The sequence below is a fragment of the Nonomuraea sp. NPDC052129 genome (assembly GCF_040680095.1).
Lineage (GTDB): Bacteria > Actinomycetota > Actinomycetes > Streptosporangiales > Streptosporangiaceae > Nonomuraea.
Genome location: NZ_JBFAVX010000003.1, coordinates 466,807 through 484,657 on the forward strand (window position 1 = coordinate 466,807; position 17,851 = coordinate 484,657).

The 17,851-nt window shown below is 68.6% G+C and carries 17 protein-coding genes; 9 read left to right on the forward strand and 8 right to left on the reverse strand.

The features are described from left to right. Window positions 1-30: 30 nt before the first annotated feature. Entirely contained in the window at window positions 31-504 is a 474-nt protein-coding gene (locus AB0L53_RS10265; RefSeq protein WP_363992647.1) for a hypothetical protein, read from the reverse strand. A 232-nt stretch (window positions 505-736) separates the two neighbouring features. Here AB0L53_RS10265 and AB0L53_RS10270 point away from each other — a divergent pair, with 232 nt between their 5' ends. Then, window positions 737-2,671 (forward strand): glycosyl hydrolase family 18 protein, encoded by a 1,935-nt coding sequence (locus AB0L53_RS10270; protein WP_363992648.1) that lies wholly within the window; start codon window positions 737-739, stop codon window positions 2,669-2,671. A 639-nt stretch (window positions 2,672-3,310) separates the two neighbouring features. Here AB0L53_RS10270 and AB0L53_RS10275 read toward each other — a convergent pair. Genes AB0L53_RS10275 through AB0L53_RS10285 form a run of 3 tightly spaced genes read right to left on the reverse strand, consistent with a single transcriptional unit; the run spans window position 3,311 to window position 5,359 of the window. Then, window positions 3,311-4,054: a class I SAM-dependent methyltransferase gene (locus AB0L53_RS10275; protein ID WP_363992649.1), complete on the reverse strand. Its 744-nt coding sequence runs from the start codon at window positions 4,052-4,054 to the stop codon at window positions 3,311-3,313. A gap of 37 nt (window positions 4,055-4,091) precedes the next feature. After that, window positions 4,092-4,805: a hypothetical protein gene (locus AB0L53_RS10280; protein WP_363992650.1), complete on the reverse strand. Its 714-nt coding sequence runs from the start codon at window positions 4,803-4,805 to the stop codon at window positions 4,092-4,094. Further along, window positions 4,802-5,359, reverse strand: a complete 558-nt coding sequence (locus AB0L53_RS10285; RefSeq protein ID WP_363992651.1) for an RNA polymerase sigma factor — start codon at window positions 5,357-5,359, stop codon at window positions 4,802-4,804. The genes AB0L53_RS10280 and AB0L53_RS10285 overlap by 4 nt, the downstream gene beginning before the upstream one ends. 161 nt (window positions 5,360-5,520) lie before the next feature. On the opposite strand from AB0L53_RS10285, the gene AB0L53_RS10290 reads away from it, so the two are divergent. After that, window positions 5,521-5,868 carry a luciferase family protein gene (locus AB0L53_RS10290; RefSeq protein WP_363992652.1) on the forward strand — a complete coding sequence of 116 codons (348 nt, stop codon included), beginning with the start codon at window positions 5,521-5,523 and terminating at the stop codon, window positions 5,866-5,868. Between the two features lie 58 nt (window positions 5,869-5,926). Here the strand turns inward: AB0L53_RS10290 and AB0L53_RS10295 are convergent, their stop codons facing one another. Beyond that, on the reverse strand, window positions 5,927-6,286 hold the full coding sequence (locus AB0L53_RS10295) for an STAS domain-containing protein (RefSeq protein WP_363992653.1): 360 nt from the start codon (window positions 6,284-6,286) through the stop codon (window positions 5,927-5,929). Between the two features lie 222 nt (window positions 6,287-6,508). Between AB0L53_RS10295 and AB0L53_RS10300 the strand changes: the two genes are divergently transcribed. From AB0L53_RS10300 to AB0L53_RS10315, 4 genes are all read left to right on the forward strand, one after another. Continuing rightward, window positions 6,509-6,847 carry a helix-turn-helix domain-containing protein gene (locus tag AB0L53_RS10300; RefSeq protein ID WP_363992654.1) on the forward strand — a complete coding sequence of 113 codons (339 nt, stop codon included), beginning with the start codon at window positions 6,509-6,511 and terminating at the stop codon, window positions 6,845-6,847. A 399-nt stretch (window positions 6,848-7,246) separates the two neighbouring features. Beyond that, window positions 7,247-8,872, forward strand: coding sequence for an ABC-F family ATP-binding cassette domain-containing protein (locus tag AB0L53_RS10305; RefSeq protein WP_363992655.1), 1,626 nt, complete (start codon window positions 7,247-7,249; stop codon window positions 8,870-8,872). Continuing rightward, window positions 8,865-9,560, forward strand: coding sequence for an ATP-binding cassette domain-containing protein (locus AB0L53_RS10310; RefSeq protein WP_363992656.1), 696 nt, complete (start codon window positions 8,865-8,867; stop codon window positions 9,558-9,560). The genes AB0L53_RS10305 and AB0L53_RS10310 overlap by 8 nt, the downstream gene beginning before the upstream one ends. Before the next feature lie 49 nt (window positions 9,561-9,609). Further along, window positions 9,610-9,936 (forward strand): EthD domain-containing protein, encoded by a 327-nt coding sequence (locus AB0L53_RS10315; protein ID WP_363992657.1) that lies wholly within the window; start codon window positions 9,610-9,612, stop codon window positions 9,934-9,936. Between the two features lie 44 nt (window positions 9,937-9,980). On the opposite strand, the gene AB0L53_RS10320 is transcribed toward AB0L53_RS10315, so the two are convergent. The 3 genes from AB0L53_RS10320 to AB0L53_RS10330 all read right to left on the reverse strand — a co-directional run bounded on the left by AB0L53_RS10320 (window position 9,981) and on the right by AB0L53_RS10330 (window position 13,611). Next, complete coding sequence (locus tag AB0L53_RS10320; RefSeq protein ID WP_363992658.1) at window positions 9,981-11,084, reverse strand: alpha/beta hydrolase; 1,104 nt, start codon at window positions 11,082-11,084, stop codon at window positions 9,981-9,983. 33 nt (window positions 11,085-11,117) lie between these two features. Further along, window positions 11,118-11,717, reverse strand: a complete 600-nt coding sequence (locus AB0L53_RS10325) for a DUF3887 domain-containing protein (protein ID WP_363992659.1) — start codon at window positions 11,715-11,717, stop codon at window positions 11,118-11,120. Between the two features lie 376 nt (window positions 11,718-12,093). Further along, entirely contained in the window at window positions 12,094-13,611 is a 1,518-nt protein-coding gene (locus AB0L53_RS10330; RefSeq protein ID WP_363992660.1) for a trypsin-like serine protease, read from the reverse strand. A 187-nt stretch (window positions 13,612-13,798) separates the two neighbouring features. On the opposite strand from AB0L53_RS10330, the gene AB0L53_RS10335 reads away from it, so the two are divergent. From AB0L53_RS10335 to AB0L53_RS10345, 3 genes are all read left to right on the forward strand, one after another. After that, window positions 13,799-14,281 carry a hypothetical protein gene (locus tag AB0L53_RS10335; RefSeq protein WP_363992661.1) on the forward strand — a complete coding sequence of 161 codons (483 nt, stop codon included), beginning with the start codon at window positions 13,799-13,801 and terminating at the stop codon, window positions 14,279-14,281. A 619-nt stretch (window positions 14,282-14,900) separates the two neighbouring features. Beyond that, entirely contained in the window at window positions 14,901-16,292 is a 1,392-nt protein-coding gene (locus AB0L53_RS10340; protein ID WP_363992662.1) for an endo-1,4-beta-xylanase, read from the forward strand. A 30-nt stretch (window positions 16,293-16,322) separates the two neighbouring features. Then, window positions 16,323-17,750, forward strand: a complete 1,428-nt coding sequence (locus AB0L53_RS10345; protein ID WP_363992663.1) for a non-reducing end alpha-L-arabinofuranosidase family hydrolase — start codon at window positions 16,323-16,325, stop codon at window positions 17,748-17,750. Window positions 17,751-17,851 lie beyond the last annotated feature (101 nt).

Genomic DNA, 17,851 nt, shown 5'->3' on the forward strand with positions numbered 1-17,851 from the left:
TCGCCCGCCAGGGCGAGTCCTCGCCAGGCGTCAGCGCACGACGGTGCAGCCGACCCACTTGATGACGTGCTTGTCCTTCTTCGTGAAGAACTCCGCGCCCTTCTTGCTCTTGAAGGCGCGCTTGTGCAGAACGCCCTTCTCATCGCGGAACCGGACGTTGACGCGGCCGCCTTCGCGGTGCTTGACCACGCACTTCATCTTCTCGTCCGGCCCGCAGGCGTCGTCCTCGGGGCCCAGCCGCTCCGAGAAGACGCGCACGTTCTTACCCTTGATGAGCTTGCCGTCCTCGTCCGCGAACCGGCCGTCCTTGAGGCTGATCCTCTTGCCCTGCTCGCCCTTGAACACGACATCGGGCTCGGAGCACTCCAGGATGGGCGCGACCTGGTCGCTGGTGATCAGCTGGGGCTGCGACGGGTCGTCCGAGGCGAATGCGGGGGCGGACACGGCAGCGGTGGTGCCGAAGGCCGCCACGGCGATGATGGCGGCACCGAGTGCGCGTCTCATGTGACTCTCTTCTCTGAGGGTTCTCTGAAGGGTTCTGAGCTGTGACGACCGGCCGGTCACGATGAAGACTGCCGGGCCGGGTGTTAATTCCGTGTATGACAAAAATTGACCGCCCGTATTGACGATCTCGCAGGCGGCGGCTAGCGTCGTCTCATAATTGACAGGAAACTTTCCTATAAATTTCCTGTCGGGCCTCCCACCCACCCCCAAAACCGCCGGAGGTCGGACCACCATGAGACACACGATCCTGAAGAAGGGCCTCGCGGTCCTGGCGGCGCTACTCCTGCCGCTGACCGCGACGGTCGCCGCACCTACCGGCGCGTACGGCGCCAGTTCGGTCGCCTTCGCCGCCGCCTGGGCCCCGTGGACCGCGTACACGGCAGGGACCCGCGTCACCTACAACGGCGTCGACTACGAGTGCGTCCAGAGCCATACCTCCCAGCCCGGCTGGGAGCCGCCGAACGTACCCGCCCTGTGGAAACCGGTCACCGGCGGCGGCACCGACACCACCGCGCCCTCCGTGCCCGGCAACCTGCGTTCGACGGGCACCACCGCCAGCAGCGTCTCCCTGGCCTGGGACGCCGCCACCGACAACGTCGGCGTCACCGGCTACGACGTCTATCGCGGCTCGACGCAGGTGACCACGGTCACCGGCACCTCCTACACCGACAGTGGGCTCGCGGCCGCCACCAGCTACACCTACACGGTCCGCGCCCGTGACGCCGCCGGGAACGTCTCGGCAGCCGGCAACTCCGTCACCGCCACCACCTCGGGCGGCACCGGCGCTCCCGGCCAGCCCGGCACGCCCAGTGTCGCCGGCACGACCGCCAGCTCGATCGCCCTGTCGTGGGGCGCCTCTTCCGGCACCGTCACCGGTTACCGCGTCTACGAGGGGAGCACGGTCAAGGCGACCGTGACCGGTACGTCGGCCACCATCGGATCGCTGGGCGCCTGTACGTCGCACACGTACACGGTCAAGGCGTACAACTCGGTGGGCGAGTCCGCGGCCAGCGCCCAGGTCACCGGCGCGACCACCGGGTGCACCGGCGGCGGCAACAAGGTGCTCGGCTACTTCGTCCAGTGGGGCGTCTACCAGCGCGGCTACCACGTCAAGAACATCGACACCAGCGGCTCGGCCGCCAAGCTGACCCACATCAACTACGCCTTCGGCAACGTGACGAACGGGCAGTGCGCCATCGGCGACAGCTACGCCGACTACGACCGCTTCTACCAGGCGGGCGAGAGCGTGGACGGCGTCGCCGACACTTGGGACGCGGGCGCGCTGCGCGGCAGCTTCAACCAGCTGCGCAAGCTCAAGAAGAAGTACCCGAACCTGAAGGTGCTGTTCTCCTTCGGTGGCTGGACCTGGTCCGGCGGCTTCGGCCAGGCCGCGCAGAACCCGACCGCCTTCGCCAACTCCTGCTACAACCTGGTCGAGGACCCGCGCTGGGCGGACGTGTTCGACGGCATCGACATCGACTGGGAGTACCCGAACGCCTGCGGCCTCAGCTGCGACAGCAGTGGCTCGGCGGCGTTCAAGAACGTCATGTCGGCCCTGCGCTCCCGCTTCGGGTCCGGCAACCTCGTCACCGCGGCCATCACCGCCGACGGCACCAGCGGTGGCAAGATCGACGCGGCCGACTACGGCGGCGCCGCTCAGTACGTCGACTGGTACAACGTCATGACGTACGACTTCTTCGGCGCCTTCGCGGCGCAGGGCCCCACGGCCCCGCACTCGCCGCTCACCTCGTACGCGGGCATCCCGACACCGGGCTTCTACTCCGACAACGCCATTCAGAAGCTCAAGAGCAAGGGTGTGCCGTCGAGCAAGCTGCTGCTCGGCATCGGGTTCTACGGCCGCGGCTGGAGCGGGGTCACGCAGTCCGCTCCTGGCGGCACGGCGACAGGGCCGGCGCCCGGCACGTACGAGCAGGGCATCGAGGACTACAAGGTGCTCAAGACCCGCTGCCCGGCCACCGGCACCGTCGCCGGCACCGCGTACGCCTACTGCGGGGGCCAGTGGTGGAGCTACGACACGCCAAGCACCATCGGCGGCAAGATGAGCTACTCGAAGAGCCAGGGCCTGGGCGGCGCGTTCTTCTGGGAGCTCAGCGGCGACACCACCGGCGGTGAGCTGATCACCGCCATGAAGAGCGGCCTGGGGTGACCATCCTCACCTCTTGAGGGCCTCGGCTGGGCCGGTTCCGCGTCGCGGGACCGGCCCTTTCGCCTTTCCTGCCCGGTTGGAGGGTTGATCCGGGAGCTGCGTGGAAATCTTGACAACATAACGCTTCGTGATCGCCCACTAACTGTTAGCTCATGATCCCCGGGGTGATGATGATGGACATGCTTCCGCCGTCAGCGTTCATTCGCAGGACACCGACCCCGCCACGACGGCGATGGGGATCGGCGTGCATGGCGCTCGCGCTCGCCGGGGCCATGGGCTTCGGTAGCGGGCTCGGATACTCGGTGGGCCGGACCGTACAGGAGCGCCAGTCGTCGCTGCGGCCACGGGTGGCGGCCATGTCGGTCACGACCGGTGAGACCGCGCCGTCAGCCCCTGAACGGGTCAGCGCGGCGCCGAAGCCCGCTGCCCCTCCAGCTGCCCGCCCAGTTGCCCGTCCGGCTGCTCATCGGGTCGCTCATCGGACTGTTCGGAGGGCTGCCCATCCTGCTGCCGAGCGGAAACATCGCGTCAAGACCGCGAAGACCCGCCATCGCCCCACGCATCGGGTGCATCGCGAGGCGCATCACTCGGCTTGCGTCCGGCTGCAGGGACTCAGGGAACGGCTGTGCAGGACCCTGTTCAAAGAACACTGACCACCGGGGGCCGCCGGGCGAAGAACACGAACTCCAGGCCGGGCCGGTCGGGCGCACCACGGACTTCCTCCACGGTGTACCCATGGGCGACCAGCGCCGCCTCGACCTCGTCACGCTCGCGGAAGCGCAGCGTCGAGTGCGAGGTCAGCACCTGCCCGTCCGAGCCGAAGACGTGCGTCCCGCGGAATGTCACCAGCGGCCCGCTGACGTCGAGCACATCGCACCAGCTCTCCACCGCGCCGACGCCCTGAATCTCGGTGACGTTGTACGTCGCCGCGCGATCCCACCCCTCCCAAGCGCGTTTCGCCGGATCGCGGGTCTCGAACACGAGATGTCCACCGGGCCGCAACGCGTCGTAGACTCCACGTAACGTCCCCTCCCAATCTCGCGGGTCCATGATCGCTTGGGCGACATTTCCCGTCATGGTGGCCAGATCGACCTGCATCGGGGGAAGCGTCGTCGCGTCACCATGGAGCCAGCGCACCCGCTCGCCGTTCGGCTTGGCCCGCGCGACGTCGAGCGACGCGCGGGCCGGGTCGACGCCTATGACGTCGACACCGCGACCGGCCAGGAGCAGCGCGAACGTCCCCGTCCCGCACCCCACGTCCAGCAGGGTACGGGCACCGAGCTCATCGGCGATGGCCACATACGCGTCCAGATCACCACGGTCGGGTTCGAGCGCGTCATAGATCGAGGCCAGCCGCGGATGTTCGAACATATCGTCAGCCATCGGGCCACGGTATGCCGCGGAGCGCGGTCGGCTCGACTCAGTTTCCGGCCAGCTTCTCATCGGAGTTCGCCTTCACGAGCTGACAGGGCGCGACCGGGCTGCCGGCCTTGGCCAGATAGGTGCCGAGCGCCCAGTTCATTCCGGCGTAATTACCCGGCCGGAACTCCAGGACGAGCGTCTCCTCCGGGCGCATGAAACGTGGGGAGATCACGAAGGTGTCCTTGTTGATCGGCGCGGCGACGTCTCGGGAGCGCCAGTTGTCCGGCTTGTCGAACTCCTTGCGCTGCTGCTCGGTCATGTTCTCGGTGCTCGGCGGGTCGTAGGCCAGGTCCGCGCCGACGAAACGCCCACGGGCGCACTGCTTGTCCGCTTCCGTGAACGTCACGTCAGCCACGATCCCCGCGCTCTTGAGCTTGGCCTCCAGCCCGTCAGGGTCCCGGAACTCCTTGACCGTTACCTGAACGGTGCCGTCGGCGTTCTTGACCACCGCGTACGCCGCACTCGGCGTCCCTGAGACCAACGGCACGGCCACCAGCGCGGCCACGGCGATGCCCGCGACGGCCAACCCCGCCAGCACGGGACGACGCAACGGTGAAACGGCGCTCCTGCCGGGCAGCCAGGAGGGCTGACGGCTTGCGGGCGGGGTCGCCACGATCTCCGCGAGGAGGTCCTGGACCCCCTGGCCCATGGAAGGCTCGGCGTACTCGGCGGCCGGATCGATGGCGGACACCATGCGGTCGATCTTGTTCATCGGGTCTCTCCCCTCAGCGCGGTCATCACGGTGACCTCATTCGTCGTGGTCGTGTCGAGCAGCCGAGCCAGTCGCTTACGGGCCCGATGCAGCCGGAGCCGGGCGGCGGTGCTGCTGCAGCCCAGTACCTTGGCGATCTGCGGGCCGGTCAGCTCCTCCCAGCAGGCCAGGGCGAGCACGTCCCGGTCAGCCGCGTTCAGGGCGGCGAAAGCGGTGCGTACGGCCTCGGTCCGTGGGTCGGCGGCCGTCTGCCCCTGTCCGACGGCCAGTTCGCCGCAGAGCCGCGAGGCCAGCGCGGTACGGCGCGACTCGCCGCGCCGTTGATTGGCCAGGACCCGCCGGGCCGCGCCGTACAGCCAGAGCACGGCGGCATCGCCCTCGGGTACGTCTTCCAGCCGCCGCCACGCGGCGAGGAACGTCTCCGCGATCACATCGGCGACGTCGTCCACCGAATCGGTACGACGTATCGCATAGCGGTGTACCGCCGGATAACAGGTGAGATAGAGCGCCTCGAAACGATCTCGCGTGTCGGGTGGCACGCGTTGATCCTGCACGGGTGTCTCCTAACCGAAGAATGCCGGAACACCTCACTAGGTGTCCGGCACCTCCGCAAGTGTTTCCACCTGTGCCCAGGGACCCCTTGCGTCTGAATAACAGATAACGGTTGAAGAACGCAGCATGGCGATGCGGTGTGCAGTAGAGCAGCATTGAGGTTGTGGCAGGGATCTCCGTCTGGCGACGGGCGAGTCTGCGTCACGGGCCCTATGTGGCCCGGGCGATGGCCGAGCTGCGCTCCTGGCCGGCTCTGGCGGTCAGTGATACCCGGCGCGGCGTGGCCTTCGCGGTGCGGGGCACCGAGATCCTGCGCCCGTCCGGCCGGGACGAAGTGCACCTGCGTCTGACGGCGGCGGCGATCGACCGGCTCGAACCGCACTTGCGGGTCTGCGACCAGGTGCACCCCTGCGCCGATCGCGCCTGGGTGGCCGTGGAGGTAGACGCCGAATCCGACCTCGAACTGCTGCTCGCCCTGACCAGCGTGGCGATCAAGGCACACGCCTCGTAAACCTGGAGCCGCCTGGCCATCGCTCACCGGAGGCCGACGCCACGCTGCCGCGAGGCTCCTATGGCTGGGCCTGCTCGGCCAGGATGCTGGTGATGGCCTGCTCCGCGGTGGTGTGGATGTTCAGGGCCGATGACAGGCCGGTGATTTCAAGGATGCGGGCGGGTGCGCCGCGTACGGCCGCCAGATGGAGCGCGGCACCCTGTTCACTCAGGGCCGCGTTGAGGCGTATCAGCAGGTGCAGGCCCATGCTGTCGAGGAAGGTCAGCCCGTCCAGATCGAGCAGCAGCGGCTCGCCGGGCCGGAGCTGCCCGCTGAGGTAGGTCTCCAATTGGGCGGCGTTGGTGGTGTCCACCTCGCCGGTCACGGTGATCAGCACGCCGGTGATCAGGCGCTGGCTGTCCAGGATCAAAGGGGGCATGGCGGTTTTACGGCCTGCTCAGCAGGCCGCCGACGGCGGCGCGACAGTCATGACGTCCTCTCAGGGCTGGCCGAGTACGGGCGCGATTCCTTCCTCGCATCCGCACTGTAATCCCGAAGACCAATACCGGAAAGACTTTTCCCCATAGGATCTTCTGGGAAGAGAGGGTACAGTCCGCCCCGCAGCCGCTGTTAACCGCCGGGGGCGGAGAAGGTGAAGACCGTGAGCGCATCCGACGACCGTTCGTCCACTTGGACGTTCCTGACCCACCACGCCCGCGTCCTGCTGGAGATCGCCCGCAACCCACAGGCGCGGATGCGCGACATCGCCGCCGGCATCGGCATCACCGAACGCGCCGTGCAAGGCATCGTGACCGACCTGCACCAGGCCGGCTACCTCTCCCGCGACCGAGTCGGCCGCCGCAACCACTACAGCCTCAACCTCGACGAGCACTTCCGCTACCCGACCGAGGCCGGTCTGCCGATCCGGCTGCTGATCGACACGTTCACCCAGCACGACCTGCCCGGGCGCCCCACCACCCCACACGAAACTCAACCTTGAAGAGTGGCGCACGGGCTTCTGGCGGCTGGCGTTCGCCGGCGTCGGCGGGGTAGTCGGCCGAGCGGCTGACGTCGTGGTCGACACCCTGCTGCGCGGCGTCGGCACCCCACAGGCACGCTGACCCCGCGCCGCAGTCGCTTGCCGGGCGCGCGAGAAGAAGGCGCAGACAGCCGACGCGGGCTGATCCCGATGGCTGCTACGGTGATAGATGATCGTGTTCAGACCTTAGGAGACCAGACATGGCAGGTGACGACGACATCTCCGGGTGATACCGGAGGTTGACCGGCCCCGGCAGGCGCGCATGACCGCCGCCGACGTGGCCCCCGTCGTCATACCCCCAATCCTGTCCCCTTGCCGGGCCCCATTCGCGCGCCCGGGTCTCGTATCGAGGTCTGTCGCATGTCCGATGCGTTCATCATCTGTTCCGGCCTGTCCTTCTCCTGGCCTGACGACACCCCCGTCTTCAACGACCTGTCCTTCACCGTGGGCGGCGGCCGTACCGGCCTCGTCGCCCCGAACGGCGCGGGCAAGAGCACGCTGCTCAAGCTGATGGCCGGCGAGCTGCAACCCTCCTCCGGCGGCGTCGCCGTCGACGGGGTGCTCGGCTACCTGCCGCAGAACCTGCCCCTCGTCGGTGAGCCGACCGTGGCGGAGGTGCTCGGCATCGCCCCGGTGATCGCCGCGCTGGACGCCATCGAGTCGGGCGACCCGAGCGAGGAGCACTTCACCACGATCGGCAACGACTGGGACATCGAGGAGCGCACCCGTGCCCAGCTCGACCGGCTCGGCCTCGCGGACATCGGCTTCGACCGGCGCCTGGGCACGCTCAGCGGTGGCCAGGTCGTCTCGCTCGGCCTGACCGCGCAACTGCTCAAAAGCCCCGAGGTGCTCCTGCTCGACGAGCCGACGAACAACCTCGACCTCGGCGCGCGCCGCAGGCTCTACGACGTACTCGGCGAGTGGACCGGCTGCCTGCTCGTGGTCAGCCACGACCGGGCCCTGCTCGACCGTATGGACCGCATCGCCGAGCTCGACCGGGGTGAGGTCCGCTTCTACGGCGGCGACTTCACCGCGTACGAGGAGGCCGTACACGCCGAGCGGGAAGCCGCCGAACGGAACGTGCGCAGCGCTGAGCAGGACCTCAAGCGCGAGAAGCGGGAGATGCAGCAGGCTCGCGAGCGGGCCGAGCGCCGGGCGGGCAACGCCGCCCGCAACCTCAAGAACGCCGGGCTGCCGCGCATCTTCGCCGGGAACATGAAACGCGGCGCCCAGGAGTCAGCCGGCCGGGCGGGCCAGATGCACGCCTCCCGGGTCAGCGACGCCCAGGCCCGGCTCGACGAGGCCGGGTGGGCGCTGCGCGACGACCAGAGGATCGCGCTGGAGCTGCCGGGGACGAACGTACCCGCCGGACGCACGGTCTTCCTCGGCGAAGACCTGCGGACTCGCGGCCTGTTCGCCGAGCCGGGCGTCGACCTGACCGTACGCGGCCCCGAGCGCATCGCGCTGAGCGGCCCCAACGGAGCGGGCAAGTCCACCCTGCTGCGCCTGATCAGCGGCGAGCTGGAGCCGGACGGCGGCACGACCAGGCGGGCGGATGGGCGGGTCGCCTACTTGTCGCAGCGACTCGACCTGCTCGACGTCGAGCGCACCGTGGCGGAGAACCTGGCCGCCTTCGCCCCCGGCATGGCGGCGGCGGAGCGGATGAACCTGCTGGCCCGCTTCCTGTTCCGCGGCGCGCGTGCGCACCTGCCGGTGGCGGCGCTGTCCGGCGGCGAACGGCTGCGGGCCACCCTGGCCTGCGTGTTGTACGCCGAGCCCGCGCCTCAGCTCCTGCTGCTCGACGAGCCGACGAACAACCTCGACCTGGTCAGCGTGGCGCAGCTGGAGGGCGCGCTCATCGCGTACCAGGGGGCGTTCGTGGTGGTCAGCCACGACGAACGTTTCCTCGCCGAGATCGGCGTACAACGGTGGCTGGAGCTGGCGGACGGTCGCCTCCTGGAGGCCGGGGGTCCGGCCGGTGAGTGACGCGCTGCTCGCCCGCGATCTCGTACGGACGCTGGGCACGCGGCGCGTGCTCGCCGGCGTCTCGCTCACCGCCGCGCCTGGCGTCAGGATCGGCCTGATCGGCGAGAACGGCGCGGGCAAGACCACGTTCCTGCGGTTGCTGGCCGGGGTCGACCGGCCCGACTCCGGCACCGTCGTACGCCCCGCCGACCTCGGCTTCCTGCACCAGGAGCTGCCCTTCGACGGCCGGGCCACCATCGCCGACGCGCTCGACGACGCCCTGCGCGAGGCGCGCGCGGACCTGGGCGAGCTGGATCGGCTCGCCCGCGCGCTCGCCGCCGCTCCGGACGACGCCGCCCTGCTCGGCGAGTACGGGGAACGGCTGGAGCAGACTCAGGAGCGCGAGTCCTGGGACGCCGACCGGCGCGCCGAAATCGTCCTCGACCGCCTCGGCCTCGGCGGTGTGCCGCACTCCCGTACGCTCACGTCCCTGTCAGGAGGGCAGCGCGCGCGGCTGTCCCTGGCGGCACTGCTCATCAGACGGCCCGCGGCGCTGCTGCTCGACGAGCCCACCAACCACCTTTCGCCCCGCCTCTCCGACGAGCTGGAAGAGGCCCTGGGCGCCGACGGACCCGGCGCGATCGTGATCGCCAGCCACGATCGCTGGTTGCGCGCCCGCTGGCAGGGGCATCACATTCGGCTGCCATGAACGGGCAGCCTCGGGTGACGAGCCACAGACCACCGAAGGACCTAACCTCGTGATCACCACCATCGCCCTGCTCAAGGCCCGTGACGGGCTCAGCCGAGACGAGTTCATCGACTACTACGAGAACCATCACGTCCCCCTCATCCTCAGCCTCGCCCCGCCACCCGACTACTACGTCCGCAACTACCTGCCGGAGACCGACCAACGCGGCTTCCCCGCTGACTTCGATGTGATGACACACATGAAGTTCGCCGACGAGTCCGCCCGTCGCACCTGGCTCGCCCTCGTACTCGCTGCGGACTCGGGCGTCGCCGAGGACGAGGCTCGTTTCCTCGACCGCTCCCGGACCCGATCATGGGCCGTCGAGGAACGGTCCTGATGGGCTCCTATCGACCTCCAGACCTCTGAAGGACGAAACGGTCCTCAGGAAGCCCGGACGAACGCGGGGAGCGCCTGCTTGAGCTGGGACGAGAACGGCAGGGGTTCTGTGTAGTGGGCTGCGGTCCGGCTTGGGTCCTCCTTGAGTACGTGGTCGATCCCGGTCAGGCGGACGAAGTCGGTGGCGGCGGGGGCCTTCGCCAGCCCGGCGGCCAGGTGCTCGACGTCGTCGCAGCTCACCTGGATGTCCGCGTCGCTGCAACTCAGCAGAACCGGGGTGTGCGCCTTGAGCCGGGCCGCCACTTTGGCCGGGTCCTCGCGGTCGGCCTCCGACAGGAATTTCGCGTTCGCCGGGGAGATCACGTTCGACAATCCACCGGGCAGGTTCGCCGCGACCGTTCCGTTGGCGCGCAGCGACGCGACAGCCCTGGCCAGGGCGTCCTCGACCTCGGCCGCCTGAGCGCCGGTGATCGTTCCTGCCTGCTGTTGGGCCTTGATCTGGGTGGTGATCTGACCGCTGAGGATGTCGAGGTATCGGCGGCTCAGCGGTTCGAGCAGGCCGAGGCTGTGGATGCGCGTCTTCGATCTTGATTTCGTGGCGAGCAGGAGAGCGAACAGGGCGCCCTCGCTGTGCCCGATGACCGTGAGCCGCCGCTTGTCGGTCCCGGGCCGCCGGGCCAGGAAGTCCAGCGCCGCCCTGGCCTCGTGTTCGAATGGGGCGATGCCGATGTCGGCGACCTTGGACGCGTACGGCCCGAGACCGGTCTTGCCGCTCCCGAGCTTGTCGTAGCGCAGGCTCGCCACGCCGCCGGCAGACAGCACCTCGGCTAGCGTCTTGTATGTGTCGATCCCGCTGATCCCGGCGCTGTTGCCGTCGCGGTCGGTGGGACCGCTGCCCGCGATGATCAGGGCGGCCGGGACCTTCGCGCCCGGCCGGGCCGGATGGCGCCAGGTGCCGTAAACGGTCATCCCGTCCACCCAGAAGCTCACTTCCTCCTCGACCCAGGCGGGGGTCGTACGAGAAACGGCGGCCATGGGGGAGGCGGTTACGCGGGTTGCCGACCCGCTCCCGCACCCGTTCACCAGAAGGGCGAGCGCGCACAGACCGGCGCCCAGACGCGGCGCGCGAACGAACTCACGTAAGAACATCGCAGGGTCCTTCATCTCTTTGATCCGAGTGGTTTACGCAGTGTCGGGACGCCGGAGGAAAAGCCCGGCGACCTTGCCGTCCCCGTCGTAGGCGACGCGGGCGGTCAGGCCACCCGCCTCGAAGGAAAGCGGGATGTCCACGATGGTGTGGTCGCCCGCCTGGTGGGGCACCGGCTCGCCCATGCCTTCGTACTCGCCGACCATGCCGACCGCCTGTGCCCAGGTCGCGGCCAGTTTGGTCGCGCTCAGGCCGGCGGCGACCGTTTCGTCGAAGTCGCGGCGTACTTCCTCCCAGCGGCCGTCGGTCAGGTCCGCGACCAGGGCGGCAGCGCGGTCGGCGGCGCCGGGCAGAATCTTGTCGATCATGGGTGTTCCTGTCCTTGGGTCGAGTGGCCGGCCGAACCGCTGGAACGCCGCCTGCCTGCTGGAGCCGAGCACGTCGCCGATCTCCTGCCAGGTGTGTCCCATCGCGCGTGCTCTGTCGACCGCTGCCCGCATGGCGTGGTCGACGGCCCGCGCGAGATCCCGGGTGGCGACCACCGCGTCCAGCGGGGACGCATCCGGAGCGCTCAGTCGCTCCACCAGCCTCCGGGCTGTGTCCGCCAGGTCGGTCGGTGCCGCCACTTCCGTCACGTCGTCAATATTTGCTTTACGAGAGGAGAATGTCAAGCTCTCATTTACATCCTTGGCACGGTCGCGGATGCGTCGCGCGGCGCTACGGCAGGTGGAGTCGCAGTATTCTTGCTTGCGTCCACGTCCTGACCGGGAAGGTAGAGGTCTGCCGCAATGCTGGCAGGCCTCGGTGGCATGTGGTTCCAGCACGCTGGCACCCCTTAATATCGTGCTGTTTTCGATAGCACGTAATAATACTCCCGGACGGCACGAAAAACATCAGGCGACGATCTCCTGCGAGTGCTCGGGTGATGAGGGAATCGATGTGCTCGGTGGTCGTGGTCACGCCGCGAGGCTGTTCAGGAGCGAAGCCGGCCGGCTTCCGAGGCACTGCCCGTCAGGCGGCTGGGCGGGTCAGCGTGCAGTCCGGGAGGGACAGGTCCAGCACTGAGCCGGGCGCCAGGCAGGCGGGTACGGCCGCGACCTGCTGGCCGTAATGGGCACCCTTGCGCACCGTCACGTGCCCGGCCGCGTCGACTTCACACGGGTTGTTCTCCGTGCAGCTCTTCCCGTCGTCGTTGCTCGTGCTGTGCAGCCCGACCACGGTCTGCCCGTCCGGGGCGATCAGCGGTGATCCCGAGGCGCCGTGCCCCGGTTCGCAGGCGCTGGTGTACGTGAGTGCGTTCTCCTGCTCGTACCCGCCCTCACGCAGCCCGGGCACCACGGCCTTCACCGCGCAGCTCCAGCGGCGGCCCCAGTTGCCGGACAACAGGTCCACCCGGTCGCCGGTCGCGGCCGGGGTCGTGGCGAGGTCGAAGACCTTGGCGTCGGCGGCGGCCAGCTCCGCGTAGGTCCGGTCCAGGCGGTACAGGGCGACGTCGGTGCCGGTCATGGTGGCGTACACCAGCCGGGTCGTCCTGGCCTCGACCTTGGGGTAGCCCTCGCGGTCGGTGATCGTGACCGGCTGGGCGGCCGGCTGATCGACCAGCGCCGACCCCGGCGCGGGGCGGGTGCCCTGGACGCAGTGGCCGTTGGTGAGGAGCAGGGCCGGATCCTCCGCCCGGTCGCTCCCGGTGCGGACCACGGCGCCGGAACAGTCACCGAACTGCGCGGCACCCTCTAGCGACGGCATGTGCGGTTCCGGCGGAACCGCGCTGCCCGTGACGATGCCCCGGATCCACTTCCGATACACCGACACATCGCTGTACACAGTCGGTGTGTCATTGCTGTTGCTCCCGCTGACCGCCCCGGCCAGCAGCCAGCTGCCACCGCGGCGGACCAGTGCCGGGCCACCGGAATCCATGTTGGTGGCCGAGATGCTTCCGTCCAGGCTGCCCACGCACAACTCACGCTTCGCGGTGATACCGCTCACTTCACATGCCGAGTCCGGCTGCACCACGGTGTCGGCCTCGCGCAGACGGTCCGGATAGCACTTCGGCGCGCGCTCGTCACAGGTCACGCCCCAGCCGATGATGCGGGTCGCGGTTCGGTCGGCCGGCGTGACCGGCGCGATCCGCGCCGGCTTCGCCCGAACCGGGGTACGCAGGTGCAGCAGCGCGAGATCCTTGCCGTAGACCTCGGTGGAGTACCGATAGAACTTGTCGACCTCGGCCAGTTCACCGCTGGAGGTCACACTCAGGGAGCCGATGCGCACCCGCCAGCCCCGAGGGGTGCCGACCGGAGCCTGATTGGGCGTACGGGCGCAGTGGCTCGCGGTGACCACCCACTGCGGCGCGATCAGCGTGACTCCGCAGACGTGGCCGTCCGCGCGCGGGGACTCGGCACGCTGTAACGAGCCCATGAACGAGTACGGCCGTACCGACTCGACGCCGCCGCGCAGAGCGAACGACGGAGTCGCGGACGCCCCCAGCACGGCCAGCGCCACGGGAATGACGAGAAGAAAACGACTTCGCATTTGCCACACCCTGCGCGGTACAGGTGTCCATGCAGCGGCGGTCACGTATCGGCGGGCGCTTAGACGCGTATTGGGGGTGTATCAGATACCAGCTCCGAGAGCTGACACACAGCCGATACGTAGCCAAGCGGTCGCCGATACGCGACCGCGACAGCGCGGACATCCGCACCGCGCAGGGTGGCCAACCATGCCCAATACACTTCACCTCCCTCGTACTCGCGTCGCATTCGCGGCTTTCGCCTGCCTCGCGGGCCTGCTGGCCGGTTGCGGCAACGCCAACGGGTCGAGCGGGCCGCCGAACAACTCGTCGGCTTCCGCCGGTACGGCCGACCAGAAGTACACCGAATGGGAGGTCAAGTTCCGATCGTGCCTGAGCGACAAGGGCTTCGTGCTTCCGAAGGAGGCCGGAAAGATCGACTTCGGCGACCGGCAGGACGCGTACGAGGTAGCGAGGGACGCCTGCATCAAGAAGATCGGCAAGCCGCCCACGGCCTCTGACGACCAGCCCAAGATGTCCGACAAAGAAGCGAAGGAGAAGGAGCTCAAGACCCTCCAGTGCCTCCGCGATCACGGGTACAAGGTCAAAGACCCCGCTCCCGGACAGGCCGCACAGGTCGAGGTGCCTGATGGCGTCTCGCAGGACGGTTTGACGGAGTGCTACCGCAAATGACGTCCGGAAAGCCAGAGCGCGCCCCGGGCCGCAGGTGGGGGCTGGCGATCGCATCCGCCGACAGCCGCCCTGACCGGTTGATCGGACCGGCGGCAGAAAGACCGTCGTGAACCTCCCCATCGGTGACTCCCCGAGAGGCGGCTCCAGGGACGTGGTGTCTGTCCGCCGGACCGCCCCGCATCATGGCCGCCGGGTGGTGGCCCCAGGACGGCTGTTAACGCTCACACGTCTTCTTCTCGGTCGCGGGTCCCTTTCTGTCAGATGGCCGTGGTGACAGATCGGAGCCAATACGAGACGAAGAGGCGACGTCAAGGACGGCACCTCGCGCCCACGGAGGGGCGGCGGACAGGCGTGCGGCTCATCAGGCGTTATCAGGGGTCGCCGCCCGTGACGGCGAGAGCGTCACTCTGAAACTTTCGCCAAAACCTTGACACATTTCGGGATGGTTTCCAGACTGTGGCCCAAGGCGGCCTCCTCCTGCTCGTGGTGGTGCGCGGTGGGGACCGCCGTTCGCGATGCCCTGGTGGTGTGCGTTCCCTGATCACGGGACGCGGCGTCGATCGTGCGGGATGACCCCCGCGTGTCCGCTTTCTCGTGATTCAGTCTGGAGCAGCCAGTCATGGGGATCAAAGCCATACTTCCGTCGCGGCCTCTCAGGAGCCCGCGGGTTCTGATCGCCGCCGCCGTCGGCGTACTCGGCGTGGTCACCGCGGTGATCGTACCGACCACGCCGGCCGGGGCGGCGGCGAGTACGCTCGGCGCGGCCGCCGCGCAGAGCGGGCGGTACTTCGGCACCGCCATCAGCGCGGGCAAGCTCGGCGACTCGCAGTACACCACGATCGCCGGCCGCGAGTTCAACATGGTGACGGCCGAGAACGAGATGAAGATCGACGCCACCGAGCCGAATCGGGGGCAGTTCAACTTCGCCAACGGCGACCGCGTCTACAACTGGGCCGTGCAGAACGGCAAGCGGGTGCGCGGGCACACGCTGGCCTGGCACGGCCAGCAGCCCGGCTGGATGCAGTCGCTGTCGGGCAGCAGCCTGCGCCAGGCCATGATCGACCACATCAACGGCGTCATGGCCCACTACAAGGGCAAGATCTACGCCTGGGACGTGGTCAACGAAGCCTACGCCGACAGCGGAGGCGGGCGGCGCGACTCCAACCTGCAGCGCACCGGCAACGACTGGATCGAGGTGGCCTTCCGCACCGCGCGCGCCGCCGACCCTGCCGCCAAGCTCTGCTACAACGACTACAACATCGACAACTGGTCCTGGGCCAAGACGCAGGCCGTCTACAACATGGTCCGCGACTTCAAGCAGCGCGGCGTGCCGATCGACTGCGTCGGCCTGCAGTCGCACTTCAACAGCGGCAGCCCGTACAACAGCAACTACCGCACCACCATCTCCAGCTTCGCCGCCCTCGGGGTGGACGTGCAGATCACCGAGCTGGACATCCAGGGCGCCTCCCCGCAGACCTACGCCGCCGTGGTGAACGACTGCCTGGCGGTGGCCCGTTGCGCCGGCATCACGGTGTGGGGGGTACGCGACCAGGACTCCTGGCGGTCGGGTGACACCCCGCTGCTGTTCAGCGGCGGCAACAAGAAGCCCGCCTACGACGCCGTCCTCAACGCCCTGAACGCCGCCTCGCCGGGCCCCGACCCCACTCCGACACCGACCCCGACCCCGACGCCCACTCCGACACCGACACCGGTCCCGGATGGGTGCGCGGCGACGATCACGACGACCAACAGCTGGCAGGGCGGCTTCCAGTCGACGGTGACCGTCCAGGCGGGCGGCACGGCGATCAGCGCATGGACCGTGCAGTGGACCTGGCCCGGCGGGCAGAGCATCAGCAGCCTGTGGAACGGCCAGCAGAGCGTGTCCGGCTCCAGCGTCACCGTACGCAACGCCGCCTATAACGGCTCCATCGCCGCCGGCGGCTCCACGACCTTCGGGTTCACCGCGAACGGCACCGCGGCCACCCCGACCGCCACCTGCACCAGCCCCTGACGGAGGCCGGACATGATGAGGAGAATCCAGATGCGTCTGCCCTGGCCAGCGCGCCCCTCCGCCGTCACGGCCGCGGCGCCGCCCCGGCGGGTCTCCCGCCGGGGCCTGGTGATCGGCGCCATCGCGGTCCTGCTGGCCGGAGCCGGCCTGCTGATCACACAGCCCGCCCAGGCCGCCGTGGCCTGCCGGGTCGACTACACGATCAGTTCGAGCTGGCAGGGTGGCTTCGGTGCCAGCGTCACCATCAACAACCTCGGTGACGCGGTCGACGGCTGGCGGCTGACCTGGTCCTTCGGCGCCGGCCAGCAGATCACCCAGATCTGGAACGCCACCCAGACCCAGTCCGGCTCATCGGTGACCGCCGCCAACGTCTCCTACAACGCCTCCATCCCCTCCGGCGGCAGCACCAACTTCGGGTTCAACGGCTCGTGGAACGGCAGCAACCCGGTGCCCACGTCGTTCGCCCTGAACGGCGTGACCTGCGGCAACCCCGGCACCCCCACGCCCACCCCCACACCGACTCCGACGCCCACGCCGACGCCGACCGGCACGTGCGCTCTTCCATCGACGTACCGCTGGACATCGACGGGCCAACTGGCGAACCCGAAGTCGGGATGGGTCTCGCTCAAGGACTTCACCAACGTCGTCTACAACGGCAGGCATCTCGTCTATGCGACGACGCACGACACGGGGACGAAGTGGGGTTCGATGAACTTCGGCCTCTTCACCAACTGGTCCGACATGGCCTCGGTCGGCCAGAACACGATGTCCATTTCCACTGTCGCGCCGACGCTCTTCTACTTCGCCCCGAAGAACATCTGGGTGCTCGCCTACCAGTGGGGTGGGACCGCCTTCTCCTACCGGACCTCCAGCGACCCCACCAATCCGAATGGCTGGTCAGCGCAGCAGGTGCTCTTCTCCGGCAGCATCTCCGGCTCCAGCACAGGACCCATCGACCAGACACTCATCGGTGACAGCACGAACATGTATCTGTTCTTCGCCGGGGACAACGGCAAGATCTACCGGGCCAGTATGCCCATCGGAAATTTCCCGGGCAGTTTCGGCGCGACCTCGACGACGATCATGAGCGACACGACGAACAATCTGTTCGAAGGAGTTCAGGTCTACCAGCTCCAGGGCCAGAACCGATACCTCATGCTCGTCGAGGCGATCGGCTCGCAGGGTCGCTACTTCCGCTCGTTCACCGCCACCAGCCTGGGCGGTACGTGGACACCGCAAGCCGCGAGCGAGGGCAATCCCTTCGCCGGTAAGGCCAACAGCGGCGCCACCTGGACCAACGACATCAGCCACGGCGATCTGGTTCGCAGCAACCCCGATCAGACCATGACCGTTGATCCCTGCAATCTGCAGCTGCTCTACCAGGGACGTGCCCCCAGCTCAGGCGGCGACTACGGTCTCCTGCCCTACCGGCCGGGTGTGCTGACACTGCAGCGCTAATAGCGGGGGTGATGCTCCCATGAGAGCGGCTGCGACACGGGGGTCCGTGTCGCAGCCGCTCTTTCGCGCGTAGCGTGTCAGGAAGGTCGGCGAAGTGCCGT

Coding starts and splice junctions, on each gene's coding strand:
- AB0L53_RS10345 (WP_363992663.1), top strand. CDS start 16,323: ATGCGTCTGCCCTGGCCAGCGCGCCCCTCCGCCGTCACGGCCGCGGCG.
- AB0L53_RS10320 (WP_363992658.1), bottom strand. CDS start 11,084: ATGTTCTTACGTGAGTTCGTTCGCGCGCCGCGTCTGGGCGCCGGTCTG.
- AB0L53_RS10265 (WP_363992647.1), bottom strand. CDS start 504: ATGAGACGCGCACTCGGTGCCGCCATCATCGCCGTGGCGGCCTTCGGC.
- AB0L53_RS10270 (WP_363992648.1), top strand. CDS start 737: ATGAGACACACGATCCTGAAGAAGGGCCTCGCGGTCCTGGCGGCGCTA.
- AB0L53_RS10340 (WP_363992662.1), top strand. CDS start 14,901: ATGGGGATCAAAGCCATACTTCCGTCGCGGCCTCTCAGGAGCCCGCGG.
- AB0L53_RS10275 (WP_363992649.1), bottom strand. CDS start 4,054: ATGGCTGACGATATGTTCGAACATCCGCGGCTGGCCTCGATCTATGAC.
- AB0L53_RS10295 (WP_363992653.1), bottom strand. CDS start 6,286: ATGCCCCCTTTGATCCTGGACAGCCAGCGCCTGATCACCGGCGTGCTG.
- AB0L53_RS10335 (WP_363992661.1), top strand. CDS start 13,799: ATGCCCAATACACTTCACCTCCCTCGTACTCGCGTCGCATTCGCGGCT.
- AB0L53_RS10280 (WP_363992650.1), bottom strand. CDS start 4,805: ATGAACAAGATCGACCGCATGGTGTCCGCCATCGATCCGGCCGCCGAG.
- AB0L53_RS10305 (WP_363992655.1), top strand. CDS start 7,247: ATGTCCGATGCGTTCATCATCTGTTCCGGCCTGTCCTTCTCCTGGCCT.
- AB0L53_RS10330 (WP_363992660.1), bottom strand. CDS start 13,611: ATGCGAAGTCGTTTTCTTCTCGTCATTCCCGTGGCGCTGGCCGTGCTG.